This window comes from Zhongshania sp., from assembly GCF_041623545.1.
Lineage (GTDB): Bacteria > Pseudomonadota > Gammaproteobacteria > Pseudomonadales > Spongiibacteraceae > Spongiibacter.
Map to the genome: position 1 here is coordinate 25336 of NZ_JBFJWS010000004.1, position 18159 is coordinate 43494.

Annotated in this window: 17 protein-coding genes; 9 read left to right on the top strand and 8 right to left on the bottom strand. The window is 49.0% G+C overall.

The features are described 5' to 3' along the window. Positions 1 to 26: 26 nt before the first annotated feature. Positions 27 to 1757, bottom strand: a complete 1731-nt coding sequence (locus tag ABYT30_RS01570; protein ID WP_373079299.1) for a LysM peptidoglycan-binding domain-containing protein — start codon at positions 1755 to 1757, stop codon at positions 27 to 29. Between the two features lie 27 nt (positions 1758 to 1784). Continuing rightward, positions 1785 to 2564, bottom strand: coding sequence for a hydroxyacylglutathione hydrolase (gene gloB / locus ABYT30_RS01575; protein ID WP_373094941.1), 780 nt, complete (start codon positions 2562 to 2564; stop codon positions 1785 to 1787). Between the two features lie 83 nt (positions 2565 to 2647). On the opposite strand from gloB, the gene ABYT30_RS01580 reads away from it, so the two are divergent. The 9 genes from ABYT30_RS01580 (at position 2648) to ABYT30_RS01620 (ending at position 11655) form a co-directional block, all read left to right on the top strand. Further along, positions 2648 to 3427, top strand: coding sequence for a class I SAM-dependent methyltransferase (locus ABYT30_RS01580; RefSeq protein WP_373079295.1), 780 nt, complete (start codon positions 2648 to 2650; stop codon positions 3425 to 3427). Continuing rightward, the gene (gene rnhA / locus ABYT30_RS01585) at positions 3420 to 3872 is read left to right on the top strand and encodes a ribonuclease HI (RefSeq protein ID WP_373094943.1); all 453 of its coding nucleotides are present in this window, start codon (positions 3420 to 3422) and stop codon (positions 3870 to 3872) included. Before ABYT30_RS01580 ends, rnhA begins: the two co-directional genes overlap by 8 nt. A gap of 1 nt (position 3873) precedes the next feature. Next, positions 3874 to 4605: a DNA polymerase III subunit epsilon gene (gene dnaQ / locus ABYT30_RS01590; protein WP_373079290.1), complete on the top strand. Its 732-nt coding sequence runs from the start codon at positions 3874 to 3876 to the stop codon at positions 4603 to 4605. Between the two features lie 148 nt (positions 4606 to 4753). Continuing rightward, the gene (locus ABYT30_RS01595; protein ID WP_373094946.1) at positions 4754 to 6472 is read left to right on the top strand and encodes a hypothetical protein; all 1719 of its coding nucleotides are present in this window, start codon (positions 4754 to 4756) and stop codon (positions 6470 to 6472) included. 10 nt (positions 6473 to 6482) lie between these two features. Then, the gene (locus tag ABYT30_RS01600; protein WP_373079286.1) at positions 6483 to 7136 is read left to right on the top strand and encodes a cation/multidrug efflux pump; all 654 of its coding nucleotides are present in this window, start codon (positions 6483 to 6485) and stop codon (positions 7134 to 7136) included. Between the two features lie 59 nt (positions 7137 to 7195). Further along, positions 7196 to 8224 (top strand): protease SohB, encoded by a 1029-nt coding sequence (gene sohB / locus ABYT30_RS01605; protein WP_373079283.1) that lies wholly within the window; start codon positions 7196 to 7198, stop codon positions 8222 to 8224. Positions 8225 to 8241: 17 nt separating this feature from the next. Next, positions 8242 to 8739: a type II secretion system major pseudopilin GspG gene (gene gspG / locus ABYT30_RS01610; protein WP_373079343.1), complete on the top strand. Its 498-nt coding sequence runs from the start codon at positions 8242 to 8244 to the stop codon at positions 8737 to 8739. A 431-nt stretch (positions 8740 to 9170) separates the two neighbouring features. After that, positions 9171 to 10589, top strand: a complete 1419-nt coding sequence (locus ABYT30_RS01615; protein WP_373079282.1) for an MBL fold metallo-hydrolase RNA specificity domain-containing protein — start codon at positions 9171 to 9173, stop codon at positions 10587 to 10589. A gap of 85 nt (positions 10590 to 10674) precedes the next feature. Next, complete coding sequence (locus tag ABYT30_RS01620; RefSeq protein WP_373079280.1) at positions 10675 to 11655, top strand: universal stress protein; 981 nt, start codon at positions 10675 to 10677, stop codon at positions 11653 to 11655. 216 nt (positions 11656 to 11871) lie between these two features. Here ABYT30_RS01620 and ABYT30_RS01625 read toward each other — a convergent pair whose 3' ends face one another. The 6 genes from ABYT30_RS01625 to ABYT30_RS01650 are packed head-to-tail and all read right to left on the bottom strand — an operon-like array spanning position 11872 to position 18120. Then, positions 11872 to 13566 carry a Na(+)/H(+) antiporter subunit D gene (locus ABYT30_RS01625; RefSeq protein WP_373079279.1) on the bottom strand — a complete coding sequence of 565 codons (1695 nt, stop codon included), beginning with the start codon at positions 13564 to 13566 and terminating at the stop codon, positions 11872 to 11874. Further along, positions 13553 to 13837, bottom strand: coding sequence for a hypothetical protein (locus tag ABYT30_RS01630; RefSeq protein WP_373079277.1), 285 nt, complete (start codon positions 13835 to 13837; stop codon positions 13553 to 13555). Before ABYT30_RS01630 ends, ABYT30_RS01625 begins: the two co-directional genes overlap by 14 nt. After that, positions 13834 to 15312, bottom strand: coding sequence for a proton-conducting transporter membrane subunit (locus ABYT30_RS01635; protein WP_373079276.1), 1479 nt, complete (start codon positions 15310 to 15312; stop codon positions 13834 to 13836). The genes ABYT30_RS01630 and ABYT30_RS01635 overlap by 4 nt, the downstream gene beginning before the upstream one ends. Beyond that, positions 15312 to 16787 carry a monovalent cation/H+ antiporter subunit D family protein gene (locus ABYT30_RS01640; RefSeq protein ID WP_373079273.1) on the bottom strand — a complete coding sequence of 492 codons (1476 nt, stop codon included), beginning with the start codon at positions 16785 to 16787 and terminating at the stop codon, positions 15312 to 15314. The genes ABYT30_RS01635 and ABYT30_RS01640 overlap by 1 nt, the downstream gene beginning before the upstream one ends. Further along, positions 16781 to 17137 (bottom strand): cation:proton antiporter subunit C, encoded by a 357-nt coding sequence (locus tag ABYT30_RS01645; protein WP_008250200.1) that lies wholly within the window; start codon positions 17135 to 17137, stop codon positions 16781 to 16783. The genes ABYT30_RS01640 and ABYT30_RS01645 overlap by 7 nt, the downstream gene beginning before the upstream one ends. Then, on the bottom strand, positions 17134 to 18120 hold the full coding sequence (locus ABYT30_RS01650; RefSeq protein ID WP_373094951.1) for a Na(+)/H(+) antiporter subunit B: 987 nt from the start codon (positions 18118 to 18120) through the stop codon (positions 17134 to 17136). Before ABYT30_RS01650 ends, ABYT30_RS01645 begins: the two co-directional genes overlap by 4 nt. Between the last annotated feature and the right edge of the window lie 39 nt (positions 18121 to 18159).

Consider the following 18159-nt stretch of genomic DNA (forward strand, 5'->3'; position numbering starts at 1 on the left):
ACGGGGCTTACACTATAACAAACTCATCAAAGGTCTGCGTGGGTAATGTCTACATACAAGGTTAGCGATTGGCCAGGACGCAAATATTGGCTGGTTTTAATAGAATTCCATTCGGCAATATCACGAATTCGTAGGTTAAACCGGCTGGCAATCAGTGAAAGCGAGTCGCCATTGCGGACTTTATAGCCCACTTTACGAATAATGCCTTGGCTACTGGTATTAGGCGCCTTACCCCAAATCACGAGCTTTTGGCCGGGCCTTATTGTGGCGTTGCTTGCAAGCTTGTTCCAGTTATTTATCTGCGTTGTTTTAACGCCGTATTTATTGGCAATGTCACTAATAGTGTCGCCACTGGCGACCGTGTGCTGAAGTCGGCTAGCTTCACTGCTAGCCTGGCCACGATTTAAACCCTTTAGCGGCGACAAACCGTTGCCGGCATCAGGAATCAAGAGTACTTGACCGGCTTTTAAAAGGTCTTTATCAAGCTGATTACTTGCACGCAATGTGGCTACATCAACATGGTGCTCGCGGGCGATACCGATGAGGTTGTCACCACGTTCTACGGTATAGCGCTGCCAGCGCACACGGTCGCGCGCAGGAACTTTGGCTAAGCGCTGTTTGAAGGCTTTAGATTTTTGGGTCGGGATTAATAGTCGGTGCGGGCCATCAGGTGCGGTCACCCAGCGGTTAAAACCAGGGTTAAGTCGGTACAGTTCATCAACGCTGATCTCAGCAAGTTTTGCCGCTTGCGCCAGATCGATTTGGGTGCCGGTGTCGACTGCAACAAAGTGCTCGCTATTGGGCACGCTTGGCAGGGTCAAATTATAACTGGCTGGATTTTTAAAGATTTTTACCAATGCCAACATCTTAGGAACGTAGTTTTCGGTTTCTTTGGGCAGATTAAGCGACCAAAAGTCGGTTGGCAGTCCTTTTCTAGTGTTTTTGTTAATCGCCTTATTCACGGTACCCGCACCAGCATTATATGCTGCAAGGGTTAATAGCCAGTCGCCGTCAAAGCGCTTATTTAAATCATTTAGGTAATCGAGCGCAGCATCGGTTGCAGTAATGACGTCGCGTCGACCGTCATACCACCAGTTTTGCTCTAATCCGACATGTTTTGCGGTGCTTGGAATAAATTGCCACAAGCCTGACGCGCGGCCGTGGGAGTAGGCGAAAGGGTCGTAGGAACTTTCAACAAAGGGCAGTAGCGCTAAATCGGCGGGCATCCCTCGTGATTCGAGGTTTTCAAGGATGTAATAAATGTATCGCGCGGCACGTTTGCTCACATTGGCAAGATAATAGGCGTGCTCAGCGTACCACTCCTCTCGCTCTTCTACCGCTTCTTTGTCGGTCAGTTCGCCAAAGCTTAGCTCGCGAGCTAAGCGAATCCAGAGTTCTTCATGACTTTTGGTGCTTGTGGCTTGCGGTTTACTTGCAGCGGCTACTGCGGTGGCGGCTGGCCGTATCTTTTTTGCTTCCTCGGCCAGAGCGGGCTTCGCCGGTAGGTCCTTGTTTCGATTGTAATATTTTGGTAACCCCTGGAGGGTATAGTTTGCTGGGTCGCCAGTTTGCTTTCTACGCTGAACGTCGCGCTGGTACTTACACATACTTGCCGATCGGTGCTCCGGCTTTTCACAGTAGCGTGTATCACTTGCGGTACGCGCATTTCGGCGCTCGGGCGTCTGGGCACACGCCGTCACTAGTGCTAGCAATATTGCACCTGCAGTGAGCTTGTACATGTAATTTTTTATATTCATAGTAGTGCAATTATTCAGCTGTAGTATTCAAAAGTTATCCTTCCATTTCCGTAGATTTGCAAAAATATCCTTCTTTTCCCAACACTTAGTCCCAGTGTGGGCATTCACGCTAGCCTGCACTGCACTGTTACCCGCTCGCAGGAATGGATTGGTCAGCAACTCTAATGCCAATTCCGATGGCACTGTCGGTAAGCCTTCTGCTCGCCGGCTGCTCGCATCTGCGATTCGATCTTGTAAATTCTGGTTTGCTGGCTCCACTTCCTGGGCGAACCGAAGGTTGCTCAGGGTGTATTCATGGGCACAATACACCGCGGTGTTAGCGGGTAAAGCGCAGATTAGTCCTAAGGAGTCGAGCATTTGTTCCGCCGTACCCTCAAACAAGCGACCACAGCCCCCAGCGAACAAGGTATCTCCGCAGAATAGCAGGGGATTGGGCTGGGTGTCTGCGATGTAGTAAGCAATGTGGTCTAATGTATGGCCTGGAACCGCAATTACGTCAATATCATGGCCCAAAAGACGAATACTTTCGCCGTGGTTCAAGCGCTGATTAATCACTGGGCATTGATTTTGGGGGCCATATACCGGAATTTGTGGGTACTGTTCGCATAGCAACTCTATGCCGTTAACATGGTCGTAATGGTGATGCGTAATAAGAATTGCGCTAAGCTTTAGCTGATGCTGGTCAAGGTATTTTAATACGGGCGCGGCATCGCCGGGGTCGACAATTACTGCCTCTCCATTGTGGGCGACACACCAGATATAGTTGTCGCTAAAAGCAGATATGGGTGATATTGATAGCATAATCATTATTTTTAAGTCGAGAACGCAGCTTAAACATTCTGTTCACCGCCTGCAATAGTGAGCTAAGGAATGTTATTCGGAGAATTAGCATGGCGAAATGGCGTACACAGCATTCCCCCGACGTAATAGTACCAGCACTTCGTGGCTGGTTTCAGAGCGGTGTAGGGCGCACGGTTTTGGCGGAAGAGCGCGCGTTAATCGCAGCGGCGATTAGCGATACCAGTACCGCCAAGTACAATTTACTTAATTTAAGCGTGATTCCCGATCGCTGCCCCATTGATGGCAATGTTTATCAGCGCCAGTTTTGCTTGGGTGGTATTGGCCACTATGGCCTTAGTCAGGTCTTAGACGTGGTCTGCGACTTTGAGGAGCTACCGGTCGCAAATGAGTCCCAGGATGTGGTGCTACTTCATCATTTACTCGAATTTGTTGGCGATCCTCACCGAGTATTACGTGAAGTTGAGAGGGTAATTGTGCCACACGGCAAAGTAGTCATATGTGGCATTAATCCGTATTCCGCACTCGCAATGAGGGGATATCTTGGTCGGCTGAAGCGAAGTGCAATGTGGCAGAACCACTATTTAAGCTTGCATCGGATTAACGACTGGCTATCGCTACTGGGTTTTGAGGTCAATATTGTTGAATATGCTTTTCATCGAATCCCGCTAAACAGCCCCAGCTTTTTTATGGCGCATAAACCCGTGTCAAAAAAACTGCCGATGGGTGGTGTTTTTGTGCTGAGCGCGACAAAATACCGCGCGCCCATGACCCCGACCTTGGAAAAGCCAGTGAGCCGCGCAAAAATTCTTCGTCATCCAGCGATGGTCGGAGCAACACGAAACATTAAAGTACGAGCAGATTATGAGTAAAGCCCCAGAACAGGTTGAAATTTTTACCGACGGCGCCTGCCGAGGTAATCCAGGACCGGGGGGCTGGGGAGCGCTGCTGCGCTACCAAGGCAAAGAACATAATTTGTTTGGGGGGGAAGCGCAAACTACCAATAATCGCATGGAATTAATGGCTGCGATTGAGGCACTGCGAGCGTTAAAGCGGCCCTGTGAGGTCATTTTAACTACTGATTCACAATACGTTCGCCAAGGCATTACCGAGTGGATGGTAAATTGGAAAAAACGTGGCTGGAAAACCGCGGCCAAACAGCCTGTGAAAAATGCCGATCTTTGGCAGCAATTAGATGCCGCAGCCAAAGAACATAAAGTCGATTGGCGCTGGGTAAAAGGGCACAGCGGCCATCGTGAAAATGATATTGCCGATGCCTTGGCTAATCGCGGCATTGATGAACTGAGGGGCGTTTAAAATGCGGCAAATTGTTCTAGACACCGAAACCACCGGACTAGACCCCAGTCAAGGTCATCGCATCATAGAAATTGGCTGTGTTGAACTGGTTGATCGAAAGCTGACCGGACGTCACTATCACCAGTACATCAATCCCGATCGCGAAGTCGAGGCCGGCGCAATTGAAGTCCACGGCATCACGAATGACATGCTAAAGGACAAACCCCTGTTCGCTCAGATCGCGGACGAGTTCCTTAACTTTATTCGTGGCGCAGAGCTTGTCATTCACAATGCCCCATTTGATATTGGCTTTTTGGACGCCGAGTTTAAATACTTGGCCCGCAATGACCCGAAAATGGCGGATATTTGCAGTGTGGTTGACACCTTGGTCATGGCGCGTCAGAAGCACCCAGGTCAACGCAATAGCCTAGACGCCCTCTGTTCACGGTATTATGTAGACAATTCCCAGCGCGATCTCCACGGCGCGCTACTAGACGCAGAAATCCTCGCCGACGTCTATTTGCTAATGACCGGCGGCCAGACAGCCCTGTCACTCGCCGGTGATGATGCATCACAACAGAGCGAAGGGGGCGTAGCGGGCGAACACCGCCGGGTTGCCAGTGGTCGGCGTCAACTCCGGGTGATTATGGCGACGAGTGATGAACTAAGCGCCCACCAGACCCAGCTCGCGGAAATTGATAAGAGTAGCGGCGGCAATTGTGTCTGGCAGCGGCAGCTCAATAGCGAAAACTAGCCTTTTCGCAAACCCAATGGAGTAAATTTCCTTAATAGTGCTGTGCTTCTCAGTCGTTTAGTGCTAAATAGTCTATAAATAACCGCTAGTTAAATGACTAAGTCAAAGCAGAACTTGATGACGCCCCGGCGGGCTATAAGGAATTTGTGTGGCATTGAAAGTGGAAATTAATACCAGCTCCTATGCAGTTGTGGCCGACGAACTCGGTAAAACCCTGCAGCAGGCCACAAATGTTTTTGAAACATTTTTGTCTGAACGCCACAATTTAAGTTTATTAGAACAGTGCGAAGTCGATTTGCGACAAATCGGTGGCACTTTACGATTATTGCAAATACCGGGCGCAGCGCTATTGGCCGACGAAATGCGCTCATTGTGCCATGCCATACTAGGCAGCACGACAGCAGTGCCTGAAGGGCAGCTCAACGCGCTCAGTACCGCTTTTTTTGTGCTGCCGCGGTATTTGGAATTCGTGCAATCAAGGCACTCTGATATCCCATTAATGGCTCTATCGCACGCCAATGAGCTGCGTGCAGCCCATAGTCAACTTTTATTACCCGACAGCTATTTTGAACCTACGCCCAGCGCGCTATTCAGTCGAGACTCAAATCTACGGCTGCGCAGTACGCCATTAGCGGGTGCGGAGCTTGAGAATGCGTTAAAGCGTATTGGTCACCTTTATCAAACAGGACTATTAGGCTTGCTGAAGGACGCACAGGTGCCTTTGCAACTCACCTTAATGTCTCGAGCAGTACGCCGACTCTGTAATAGCATTGAACCCGGTTCGCAGCAGCGATTTTGGTTACTCGCCGATGCGGTATTAGAAGCCTTTGTCAACGGCGGTTTAGAACTCAATGCACACCGTAAAAAGGTGCTCGCTGGGCTCGAAGGGCAATTGCGTGGTCGTATAAAGGGCCGCTTAGGTTTGAACGAGGTTTTAGAGCAGGAGTTGAGTTATTTGCTGTCATTGAGCGCCTACCGCGACGGCATGACCGGCAAAATAATGAAAGTAGCGCAGATCTACCCTGCGGAGATAAATGATGAGCAGGTGTGCGCGCTGCGCAAGCTTATGCTCGGCCTTAGCTATGACACGGTATCATCGGTTATCAACGAGCTGCGGGGAGAGTTGCGCCACGCGAAGGATGTGTTGGAATTGCTGGCGCAACATCAACGCAGCGATGACGATGAAATACGACCGCTCATCGCGGTTTTAAAACAAAGTGCAGATATCCTTCTTGTCCTCAATTTACCTGCTTTTGCGGGAAGCCTTAACCAACACGCCAGTACCTTGGAAGCGCTGATTGGCCGAGATTTGGCGCAGGAACGCGGCAAACTCGAAGATCTAGCCGAAACCCTACTATTTATAGACGGCAGCTTGGCGCAAATCGACCGGAGAAAGCTGAATTATGAAGATCTCGGGGACCTAAGTATTGAGCGACGCGACGCGATCAGCGCCGACAATCAGCTGAGTGAGGCGCGGAGCATTGTCATTGACGAGTCTAAAGCTGCGATTGGCATGGTTAAGCGAGCCATTTCTGCTTATATTGAATCAGACTTTGATAGCACTCATATTTCGAATTTACCGCAATTATTAAACTCAGTAAGCGGTGCCTTTTATATGATGGGCGTTGGCAAGCTACCGGAAGTCACTAGTGGTGCCACCGATTTCATTCGCGGTTTTGTCGAGCGCACCACTATCAATCCCAGCCAGGACGTACAATCCCTAGAAACCCTTGCCGATGCAATGATTAGTATTGAATATTTCCTTACTGAATTTGGCCGCCGCCACATTGCCGATGAACGTATCCTTCAGGTCGCTGAAGACAGCGTAGCGTTGCTCAAGGCGCCAAAGCAAGTCAGCATTCAATGAGTTCATCGTTATGAGTATGAGCCTTGATTACGTGCTTATAATCATATCCGCAGTGGGCGTGTTATTGTGCTTTTTAGCAATACTGCGCATACGGAAACATTTGTTTAGTGGGTCCCTCGCGGTACTCCTAGCCTTTACCTTTACTCTTAGTGCCGTAATCGTCAGTAAAGATGTTTTGAGCTACCGAAATCTTGCTGACGAAACCATGGTTGCTCGCGTGTTTGTTGGTGCACAGGCAGAAGACAAACAGTATTTAGTCAGTGTCGACACCCTCAATAACGCGCCATTACAGTCGTTTCTGCTTATGGGGGATCAATGGCAAATCGACAGCCGCGTGATGCGCTGGCAGTTACCCGCGGCGCGTCTTGGCTTTGATAATTTATACCGATTAGAACGACTTCTGGGCCGCTATGCTGACATCGAAAATGAGCGCAATGCGCCTCGCACCTTGTATTTGCTGAGTTTGTCCGAACCTCTTGATGTTTGGAACTGGTTGCGCGGTAATGCCTATCTCCAAAAATGGATAGAGGCCAATTACGGTAACGCGGTATTTGCGCCAATGGTCGATGGCGCGCAATACGGGGTTTACTTAGGGCGCAGTGGACTTTTCATCCGCCCAGAAAACCCAATAGCGGTCAAAGCCTTACGTAACTGGCCTGCTTGACTAAAACCCCTCGCCGTATGAATATGTGGCACTTTTCAAACCTCTCTGGGAGTACTTTTTTGGAATTTCTATTGGAATACGGCTTATTTGTGGCCAAATCCATCACAGTTGTCGTCGCTATTGTCGTGATCGTTAGCGCCATAGCCGTTGCCAGCCAACGCAACAAAAAAGAAGGCTCTGACGGGCATATTGAAGTGACTACACTCAATCATCGCTATGAAGATTGGGAAGACTTACTTAAGTTTGAAATACTGGATGAAGACAGTTTTAAAAAAGAGCGCAAGGCAAAAAAGAAGCAGGAGAAAGCCGACGCTAAGAAAAAGACGGACGAGCACCGCAAGCGTCTTTACGTCCTCGACTTTGACGGTGACGTGAGTGCCTCTGATGTTGAGTTCTTGCGGCATGAAATTTCAGCCATTCTGACCGTGGCACGCCCGGTAGACGAAATATTATTACGTCTTGAAAGCCCAGGTGGCATGGTGCATAGCTATGGCCTAGCAGCATCGCAACTTCAGCGTATTCGCGCCCATGGAATCCCGCTAACAATTGCGATAGACCGCGTTGCTGCCAGTGGCGGCTATATGATGGCCTGCATCGGAAACCGAATTATGGCCGCGCCTTTTGCGGTAATTGGCTCCATTGGGGTCGTCGCACAATTGCCCAATTTTAATCGCTTGCTTAAAAAGCACGATGTCGATATTGAGTTACACACCGCTGGCGCCCATAAGCGCACATTAACAATGGTGGGGGAGAATACCGAGGAAGGCCGCAAAAAGTTTATTGAAGAGCTGGAAGAAACCCATATTTTATTTAAGGAGTTTGTCAGCGAAAATCGTCCTCAGCTGGACATCGATAATATTGCCACAGGCGAGGTATGGTACGGTTCAAAAGCCTTAGACGTTAAGCTAGTTGATGAAATCCGCACCAGCGATGATTACTTGCTGAGTCAGCGGGCCGACAGCGATATTTATGCTGTTAGCTACCGGCAAAAGCGCAGCTTACCTGAACGTTTAGGTTTCGCTGCGGAAGGTGCAATTAACCGTACTTTGTCATCGCTGCTCGCTAAATTGAGTCAGAACCGGTTTTAAGGCAGCATATCTTGAACGTGAGTTTTTATTCTGTAAAACGGCCATTTGCAAGCGCTTTACCAAATGGCCTTGCGTCGATCCGACACCAGCGGGGCATTAAGCTCTGGGAAGTAGCCTTGATCTTGGCCATTACTAGCGGTATCGCAATTTACATTGGCACCATTGTAAATAAGCGAATTGACACCGCACTTAAGGAGCAAGTCGATGCTGATTTCCGTCGAATCTCCATGGCCTTACATCAGTACAAACTTGATAACAAGCGCTACCCCAGTAGCGAGCAGGGCTTAATGGCGCTGTACAGCGCACCTGAAATTGAGCCTTTAGCGCTGAAGTGGAACGGGCCTTATATCAATCGTGAAACGCTTATTCACGATCCCTGGAATAATGCCTATCGATATCTTAGTTCTGATACCGCGCCAAGCTTTGAAATTACAACCCTTGGTGCAGACGCTAAAATTGGTGGTAAAGGCCAAAATGCGGATGTGAGCATTAGCTACCAGAGTAATGAACATTGAAGTGCCGTCGGCTTTCTAGCCCTGCTAGTTGAAGAACGGAACCCATTTATCCCCCACAACTCACTTTGTCTTAACTGCGGCCATTCCTTATTAGCGCCCTGAAACTATTCTTCCAGTTACAAGTTCCCAGTATCTCCACCCAATCGTAAAAGACCTACGGCTAGGTAAGGGTGAGGGCTATTACTTATATCCGCCCCCCAGCGCTGCTATATTTTAAAGTGGGGGTTACTCAAAGAAGGCTAGGCTAGTAGGCAATTTGAATCATATTCAACTACATTGAACTGTAATAGTTGTTCAATTGACGCGATCGGAATAATTCATATCTCCTTACCAATTAATCTATACAAGGAGAAATAGGGAGCTTATCGCCAAATTTTAAAAAGCTAAGTGAGCGTAACTAGCATTAGTTTCTTCTGGACGTGGAGAATCGTATGGCAAAGCTTACATTTTTCGGGGCCATTGAAGGCGTTACGGGTTCAATGTATTTACTGAGAGCTGGTGACAGTCGGCTCCTACTTGATTGCGGCCTATTTCAAGGACGCAGAGCCGAGGAAGAGGCTAATCACAAGCCGTTACCGTTTGACGCATCTAAAGTTGATGCAATGGTTTTGTCTCATGCCCACTTGGACCATTCGGGAAGGATTCCACTTCTTCTCGGTGAAGGCTTTAGCGGGCCGATATACATGACACGGCCAACCAGTGACTTGATAGAAGTTCTGCTTAAAGACGCCGCATCGCTGCAAGAGCGGGATGCAGAATGGGAAAATCGTCGCCGGCGGCGATCAGGTAAAGAAGAGATCGAGCCTCTTTATCGGCTCGAGGATGTCGAAGAAGCGCTCACTTATTGCCAGGGTGTTCCGTACCGTAAGCGCATAAATATCGCCGAAGGCGTGGATGTTAGATTTGCGGATGCTGGGCATATACTAGGGTCCGCCATTGTTGAAATTTTTATCACCGAGAGCGGACAAGAAAAAAAACTAGTCTTTTCTGGTGACCTTGGCAATTCGCAAGCGGCGTTATTGCGTGACCCCGACATTATCGAGTCTGCGGATATTCTTTTATTGGAGTCGACCTATGGCGATCGCGACCATCGCACAATGGAAGAAACCTTAGCTGAATTCGAAGATGTTATCGAAGAGGCCACCCGCAATGGTGGCAATATACTAATACCCTCATTTGCTGTCGGGCGGACTCAAGAAATTATCTTCCGGCTTGGCGAGCTCTACCAGAAAGGGAAACTAAAGCACCAAGCTATCTATCTCGATAGTCCGATGGCGATCGCCGTCACGGAGATTTATCACCGCTACCAAGATATGTATAACGAAGAAGACCGCGATACGATAGAAACCTTTGCCAAACGCACAGCGTCAAAAAAACGAAGTTTACACGCATTTTTACCAACTTTACGGTACTCATGCACCACAGAAGAGTCTATGGCGCTCAATAAACTAGCGAGTGGTGCAATCATCATCGCCGGCAGTGGCATGTGTAATGGCGGCCGTATTCGCCACCACCTAAAACATAATCTTTGGCGCAAGCAGTCTCATGTTGTATTTGTCGGATTTCAGGCCATGGGGACACCCGGGCGGGCGCTGGTGGACGGCGACAAAACTTTTAAGATTGGAGGCGATACCATCGCAGTAACCGCAAGTATTCATACCCTTGGTGGCTTCTCTGCACACGCGAGTCAGTCGCAGCTTTTAGACTGGCTGTCACACTTTAAAGTGAATAAGCCGAGGCTCTTTTTGGTACACGGTGAAGCAGATGCGAAACGTGCCCTCAAGGAAGCTACTGATAAGAACGGCTGGAATGCGACAATTCCGACACTTGGACAAAGCGTCGATTTTTAAGCTGGACACCAAAGTGTGGCAGTATTTTATTGCACTCGGTATAAGTTCAAATCGGGAGCGATTTCGGATTATTGGAGTCAACGTAATGAAACGAATAAACAATATTTTGTGTGTGGTTGATGAAAATTCCAGTTCCGACGTGGCGTTAATTCAAACATTAAGAATTGCCGAGGAGACTCAAGCGGATATTACGGTCGCTTCGGTGTTAAATGTTACTGGTTTTGCCCGAGCTTTTGGCCTCAATAAAGATGAGTCAGATGCCAAGTTTGCCGCAATGATAGTCGAGCGACGCGAAGCCGTTGAGTCTTGGCTAAAACAGAATGCTCCAGGTAAAAAAATTAAAGTCGATATTTTTTGTGGAATTGAATTTCTAGAAATAGTGAAAAGCGTTGTAAAGAACAATTACGACTTGGTGGTTAAATGTGCGAATGATGTAGACTGGCTTGACCGTCTATTTGGTAGCGATGACATGCAATTGCTACGCAAGTGCCCATGCCCAGTGTTAATGCTTAAACCTGGGCAGACGGGAATTTTTAGAAACATTTTGGCGACGGTTGATGTTAATGATGCGTTTGACGAACTCGATATAAATCGAGTCCAAGAAAAGCTGAACGAAAAAGTGTTAGATTACGCCGCTATATTTTCGATTTCTGAATTAGCCGATCTTCATGTTGGCAGTGTTTGGGACGCCTATGGCGAAGATTATCTGCGTATGGGCACATTTTCCGACATGCCTGAGGAAAAGGTAAACTCCTATGTTGATCGCGCACGGCGTGACTGCGCCAATAAATTAGAGCTTCTCGTATCAAATATGACCAAATTGCTTGGTAAGGATGCAGTTGAATATTTGGGCCCTAAAGTGCACATGACAAAAGGCCTGCCGGAAAAAGAGATCCCGCTAATGGCAATAACACACAATGCCGACCTAGTTGTTATGGGTACTGTTGCTCGAACTGGGATTCCTGGCTTTATTATTGGCAATACCGCGGAGTCGATTTTAGAGCAAGTTCACTGCTCGATTTTGGCGATTAAGCCTGACGGATTTCAGACGACAGTGCTAAATTAGCGATTTTTTTGTGCTAGTGATTCTGCGTGGAATGTATTTTAAGCTAAAGATCCCCACGCACTGGAAAACACTAATATAAGGTGGGGCCAGAACTTAGTTTTTGTTATTCCGGCCTCGCGCACAGTCGCTATACAGCCAGGCTCGTCAGCAATTCCAACGCTATAGGGCTCTCACACAAAATCACCAAGAGGCCATATAGCATTGCCACGCTATACCTTAGATAAGTCGAAATATTAATACTAAGGCGAGTAAAGTCACCATCCAGGCAACCATACTGCTGATGGATATAGTGCGAGAAAAAATCCCATCGCTGCCGTTAAGCGCGGCTAAGCGCTGCTCAAGAGCATTACCCAAGCCCATGATATGACCGCGCACAGTGACGTCTACAGTATTCACTAAGCGACCACATGCATTGATCAGTCGAGGTAAGGGGCGTCTATATACCCAATCGAAGTCCAGGTTTGTCGACGGCAATTCCGGCGGATACATTCCTTTCAGGTTCAGCCAGACAAAAGCCAAAGCGGAGAAGAACAGCAGCTGAGTCTGAGTGAGAATATGGCTCACATCATAGGCGCTGTAATCCGTTGGGAAGGGCAGGTGTTGGTAAAGTAATTGCGGAAAAATACCGATAGCAAGGCACAAGGTCGCGGCGATACTCATTGCTAAAAGCATGTTCCAAGGCGCTTCTTTACAGCGAATACCTGAGTCGTGCGCGAAAAAAGCGAAATAGGGGATTTTAATACCGGCGTGATGGAATACCCCAGCCGATGCGAACAATAATAATAGCCACACTATATCAAAGTGTTCTTTGAGAGCTGCCGACATGATCATCGATTTGCTGACAAAGCCGCTGAACAGCGGGAAGGCTGATATCGAGGCCGCGCCAATAATACAGAGTATGGCCGTTTTGGGCATCGACTTGTATAGGCCACCGAGCTCGGAGCCGTTGATGCGGCCGGTGCGATAAAGCACTGCGCCCATCGACATAAACAGAAGACCTTTAAATATCACGTCGTTAAAGGCGTGGGCAACGGCGCCGTTGATGCCTAACTCCGTACCGATACCAATACCGACCATCATAAAGCCTAGCTGGTTGACCAAGCTGTAGGCGAGGACTCGGCGCAGATCGTTTTCTATAACAGCAAAGAAAATTGGGAAACACGCCATTGTGGCGCCAATATAAACTAGCATTTCCGTGCCAGGAAAACCTCTAGCCATTGCGTACACCGCTACCTTGGTGGTGAAGGCGCTTAAAAATACTGTGCCGGTTGGGGTTGCCTCAGGGTAGGCATCGGTTAGCCAATTGTGGAAAAACGGAAACGCGCACTTAATACCAAAGGCCAGGAACATGAACCAACTGGCGATCGAGTCGAGTCCAATTTCAGTAAACATCAGACTGCCGGTTTGTTGGAAATAGAGAATGATTCCAACCAGCAACAGTAGTCCCGAAATCACCTGGATGATCAGATAACGCATTCCGGCGCTGTAGGCGGTGTCTGTGCGACGCGCCCAGATCAAAAAGACGGAGGTAACGGCCAGCATTTCCCAAAAAACGAACAGAGTCAGTAAATCACCGGCAAACACAGCGCCCAACGCGCTACCAGCGTAAAGCATGGCCGCGACCTGTTGCGTTTTGTCCTTAATGTGCAGGGAATAAATAACACTGATCAAGGCGGCAATATGAAATAGGTAGCCGAACAACAGACTCAAACGGTCGATATGAATTGGCTTGAGTGCCATGCCCATTAATTGCGTTTCGAGGGCAAAGCCACTCGGTAGCTGCCAAAGGTTTAAGGCGCTAACAATAACGACCACAATTAAGGCTGGGCCGCGCCATGTCGCACCGCCAACTAACGCAATTAACGCGCCAAGGTAAAAAATCAGAAACGGCGGTAACTCAATCCCCAGCATGAGTTTCCTCCTTAGTTTTTTGACTTACTTGCTGATAATAGTCTTCACTGCGCATCAAACCTTTGCGCATCCACTTAGCGACGAGCACGAGTACCACGCAGCCAATAAAACCGTATATCGGGTAAAAACCATACAATCCCTCCCAGGGATGCACAGAATGACGGTGAATGACAAAGTCTAATCCGACCAGCACGGCGCAAATTGCGTAAAGGCTACGAAGTATCCAGCGCAGCGTTTCTGGCCGGTCAAAAAAATCCTGGGAATGACTCATTGCGATCCCTCGGTGAAAATCTGGGATACCAACTCAAAAAGCGGGTTGGGAAAGAAAAACAATAAAATACAGGCGCCTGCAGTAAGACATAATGCAATAAGCGATGCCGTTGGTGCCTCTTTAATTGCGACCGCCCCGTCGTTAGTCTGAGCAGCACCAGGAAAGAAAGCGCGCAGCGGTATAGGCAGCAGATAAGCAATGTTCAGCAGCGAGCTAAGCAACAGCACGGCCATTAATACCAGCTGGTCTGTCTCTAGCGTCGCGGTGAGCAACCACCACTTGCTCCAGGTTCCCGCGGTGGGCGGCAAGCCGATGATACTGAGCGACGCGATAAAAAAGGCAATCATGGTGATTGGCATCCGTCGGCCGAGGCCCGCCATCTCGCTGATATTGCTTTTGTGGCTGGCGACCAGAATTGCGCCAGCACAGAAGAACAGGGTTATTTTACCCACCGCGTGTGTGGCGATATGCATCGCGCTGCCCACCACGCCGCTTTCAACAGCTAGCAGTGCGCCAACGGTGATATAGCCTAGCTGGCTGACCGTCGAGTAGGCCAGTCTCGCCTTGAGGTTATCTTGGCGAAGCGCGACCAGCGACGCCAGCACGACACCGGCACCCGCCAGATACAGCAGATAATCGGTGGCTGGAATTTGCTGAAGGGTATCTAGACCAAAAATAAAGACCAGTATTTTTACAAGACTGAACACACCAGCCTTAACTACGGCCACCGCGTGGAGCAGGGCGCTAACCGGGGTAGGGGCAACCATCGCCGCGGGTAGCCAGCGATGAAAAGGCATTACCGCCGCTTTAGCAACACCGAAAACATACAACACCAGCAATAATGATAATAATGCGATGCCTGTTTGCTCTGGGAATACACCGCCGGCTTGAAAATCAAGGGTGCCGGCAACCAGCCAGGTCACGATAATGGCCGGCAGGAAGAAGGCTACTGAGGTGCCCATCAATATCCCGAGGTAAATCCGGCCACCCTGTTTGGCTTTTTCGGTACCAGCGTGGGTCACTAATGGATAGGTACACAGCGAAAGAACTTCGTAGAAAACAAAGAGGGTGAATAGGTTTTCGGCATAGGCGATGGCCATTACCGCTGCTATTGCAACCGCAAAACAGACGTAGAAGCGAGTTTGATTGTCTTCCTTGTGGCCGCGCATATAGCCAATGGCATACAAGATCGTCACCGGCCAAAGCAAACTGGCTACAAGGCTAAATAGCAGGCCTAGGGCATCGATTTTGAAGCTCAAACTGAGCCCCGGCACAATGTCTACCCAGTGGCGCGTGAGCGCTTGTCCATCGTTAAAACTGTTGTACAACTCAACGTTGATTAACAATAACGCCACACCGGCAAGTATAGATACGCCCTCGCGGATATTCGGCATCCTAGCAAAGACGAGTATACCGGCCACGGCAAGCAGTGGCGTGATTATGGCGGCGTCAATAAGCATGTTTGGTGCGCTCATTATGGGCGGCCCTCCTGCAAAGCAGTTGCCGCTTCGGCGCTAATTGACACTGGCAAACGGGTATCGATGCCAAAATAAACATTAGCAAAAACCAATAACCAGAGTGCCAATAGCATTGCGAGTGGCGCTTCCTTAATCGGGGTGCTGTCAGCTGCCGGTTTAAAGTACAGTGCCTCAACGACTCGCCAGATGTAGACAATAGCTAACAGCGACCCCACCATAATGAGAACTACCAACCCCCAGCGTCCGGATAGTGCAGCCGCGGACACCAGATACCACTTGCTGATAAAACCAGCGGTAAGCGGAACCCCAATTAGACTGAGACCGCCGACCACAAAACCAAAACTGGTCCATGGCATTTTCCGCCCCAAGCCTTGCATTGACGTCAATGTTGTGACGCCGATGCGGCAAGCAATTGCAGCGAGAGCCATAAACAAGGTGGCTTTCATCAATGCATGGTTAAACACATGTAATAGCGTCGCCTGCAGGCCTAATACACCGCCAATACCTAGGCCGACGACCATATAGCCGATCTGGGCGACACTGGAATAGGCGATAGCGCGTTTTACATCCGCCTGATAAATTGCGGCTACTGACGCACTGAGTACCCCAGTAATGCCCAGTACGATAAAAATTTCCTCAAGTGGAATGTCGATCTGGCTAAAGTGACTGGGAAACACGGTGTAAGTGAAACGGATCAACAGGTAAAGCGCTACCTTTGTGGCACTGGCGGCCAAGAAGGTGGTGACAATCGACGGCGCGTGGTTATAGGCGTTAGGTAACCAAAGGTGAAGGGGGAACAGCGCCAACTTCAAACTAATCCCAACTAGAATAAAGGCATATGCAGTAAATACCGTAGAGGAATCACTGGCTAATGGTAGGCGCTGGGCCAAGTCTTGCATATTGAGCGTGCCGGTCATGATGTACATGAGACCAATGCCAATCAATATAAACGTCGCGCCAATCGTGCCCATAATCAAATAACGAAAGGCCGCCCAAAGGCTTTGTCTATGGGGGCCCAGCGAAATTAGAGTGTAGGTGGACAGCGACGAAACTTCCAAAAACACAAAGACGTTAAAGGCGTCGCCGGTCGCCAGAATCCCTAGTAAGCCCGCGAGACAAAGCAGCCAGGCAACAAAAAAGATCGTTTGTTTTTCGGGGGCTATTTCGACATTAATACTACTCTGCGCTGCGAGTAAGGCGACGGTACTACTGCCAGAAACAATTAATAGTAGCCATGCATTGAGTAAATCAATGCGGTACTCAATGCCCCAGGGCGCTTGCCAACCACCGAGCGCATAACTAATTACGCCCTGATGATAGACCGTATGCAGCAACATGGCAGCGATACAAAAACTGAGGGCACTGACAAGCAGGGCGAATAGCCATGCTATTTTACCGCGGCCTAAAATGAGGCAAGCGGGCGCACCGAGCAGTGGCAGAATAACTTGTAGAATGGGTAAATGGCTTAACACGAATGGTCTCGCTGCTGAATTTCAGACTCTTCAATAGTGCCGTAGGCCTTATTGATTCTTATCACGAGTGCCAGCCCCAGTGCGGTGGTGGCAATCCCGACTACGATAGCGGTAAGGATGAGAACGTGGGGCAGGGGGTTTGAATAGACCGTGATACTGTCATTCAAAATAGGCGCGCTGCCGCCATGAATCTTCCCCGCGCTAATATAAAGAATAAAAACCGAGGTCTGAAAAATATTCAGCCCAACTATCTTTTTGACCAAATTACCTTGGGCAATCACGATGAAAAAACCAACCATCATCAGTGCTACAACAATCCAATAGTTGTAGTGGGACATTAACAGGGTCATTCCTCTGCCTCTTCTTTCTTATTCTGCTGGCCGGCGAAGCAGTAAAAAATCATCACCATGACCGCCGCCACCGTAATGCCAACGCCGAGCTCTATAACAAGGATACCGATGTGTTGACCGGTAAGAGGATTCTCTGCCAACACTGAGTAATTTAAGAACTCACCACCGTTAAGCATGGAGACAAGCCCCACCGACCCGTAGAGTAATACACCAAAGGCCGCTAAAACCCTTAATACGGCGGAACTCACCACTTGTTGTGCGACATCTACACCAAAGAACATCGTGTATAAAATGATACCTGCAGCAAAAATTACGCCTGCTTGAAAGCCTCCGCCCGGACCGTAGTCACCGTGAAACTGAACATAAAGCGCAAATAAAAGAATCGGTGGAATCAAAATTTTGCTGACGATGCGCAAAACTTTGTGGTGTTTAGCGACATTGCTCAGGGGCGCTTTGCGCTGCGCGGGCTTTAACATAAGCAGCGACAATACACCGATACCGGCGGTGAAAATAACGGCTACTTCACCAAAGGTATCAAAGCCACGATAGCTGGCTAGCACTGAGGTGACGATATTTGGAATCCCTATCTCGGTGCCCGACTGCTCTATGTAGCGCGGGGCGACATGCATATGGGCCGGTGCATTAGCAGAGCCAAATGCGGGCATACCAAAGGTGCCAATCATCAGCAGGGCACCGGTAATAACCACCAACATTAGCGCAAAAAAATTGCGGCTGCGGCTCGTTTTTTCCCGGCGACCAACCATCGCGAGGGTGAGCAGCATAAGTAGTGGTGATATTCCCGCACCAACTGCGGCCTCTGTAAACGCTACGTCGACAGCATCCATCAGGACGAAGAAGCTCGCCGATAAAAAACCATAAATACCGGTCAGCATGACGACCGCAATCAGATCGCGACTGAGCACAATCCCAATTGCGGTAGCGAATAGCATGCTAAGCAAAGCAAGATCGATAAATAGTTCTATGGGAAAACCCTCCCCGCCGCAGCGGTGCCACGGTTATAG

Bases quoted from the DNA above. Each gene is read 5' to 3' on its own strand.
- ABYT30_RS01570 (WP_373079299.1), bottom strand. From the start codon at position 1,757: ATGAATATAAAAAATTACATGTACAAGCTCACTGCAGGTGCAATATTG.
- gloB (WP_373094941.1), bottom strand. From the start codon at position 2,564: ATGATTATGCTATCAATATCACCCATATCTGCTTTTAGCGACAACTAT.
- ABYT30_RS01580 (WP_373079295.1), top strand. From the start codon at position 2,648: ATGGCGAAATGGCGTACACAGCATTCCCCCGACGTAATAGTACCAGCA.
- rnhA (WP_373094943.1), top strand. From the start codon at position 3,420: ATGAGTAAAGCCCCAGAACAGGTTGAAATTTTTACCGACGGCGCCTGC.
- dnaQ (WP_373079290.1), top strand. From the start codon at position 3,874: ATGCGGCAAATTGTTCTAGACACCGAAACCACCGGACTAGACCCCAGT.
- ABYT30_RS01600 (WP_373079286.1), top strand. From the start codon at position 6,483: ATGAGTATGAGCCTTGATTACGTGCTTATAATCATATCCGCAGTGGGC.
- ABYT30_RS01615 (WP_373079282.1), top strand. From the start codon at position 9,171: ATGGCAAAGCTTACATTTTTCGGGGCCATTGAAGGCGTTACGGGTTCA.
- ABYT30_RS01620 (WP_373079280.1), top strand. From the start codon at position 10,675: ATGAAACGAATAAACAATATTTTGTGTGTGGTTGATGAAAATTCCAGT.
- ABYT30_RS01625 (WP_373079279.1), bottom strand. From the start codon at position 13,566: ATGCTGGGGATTGAGTTACCGCCGTTTCTGATTTTTTACCTTGGCGCG.
- ABYT30_RS01630 (WP_373079277.1), bottom strand. From the start codon at position 13,837: ATGAGTCATTCCCAGGATTTTTTTGACCGGCCAGAAACGCTGCGCTGG.
- ABYT30_RS01635 (WP_373079276.1), bottom strand. From the start codon at position 15,312: ATGAGCGCACCAAACATGCTTATTGACGCCGCCATAATCACGCCACTG.
- ABYT30_RS01645 (WP_008250200.1), bottom strand. From the start codon at position 17,137: ATGACCCTGTTAATGTCCCACTACAACTATTGGATTGTTGTAGCACTG.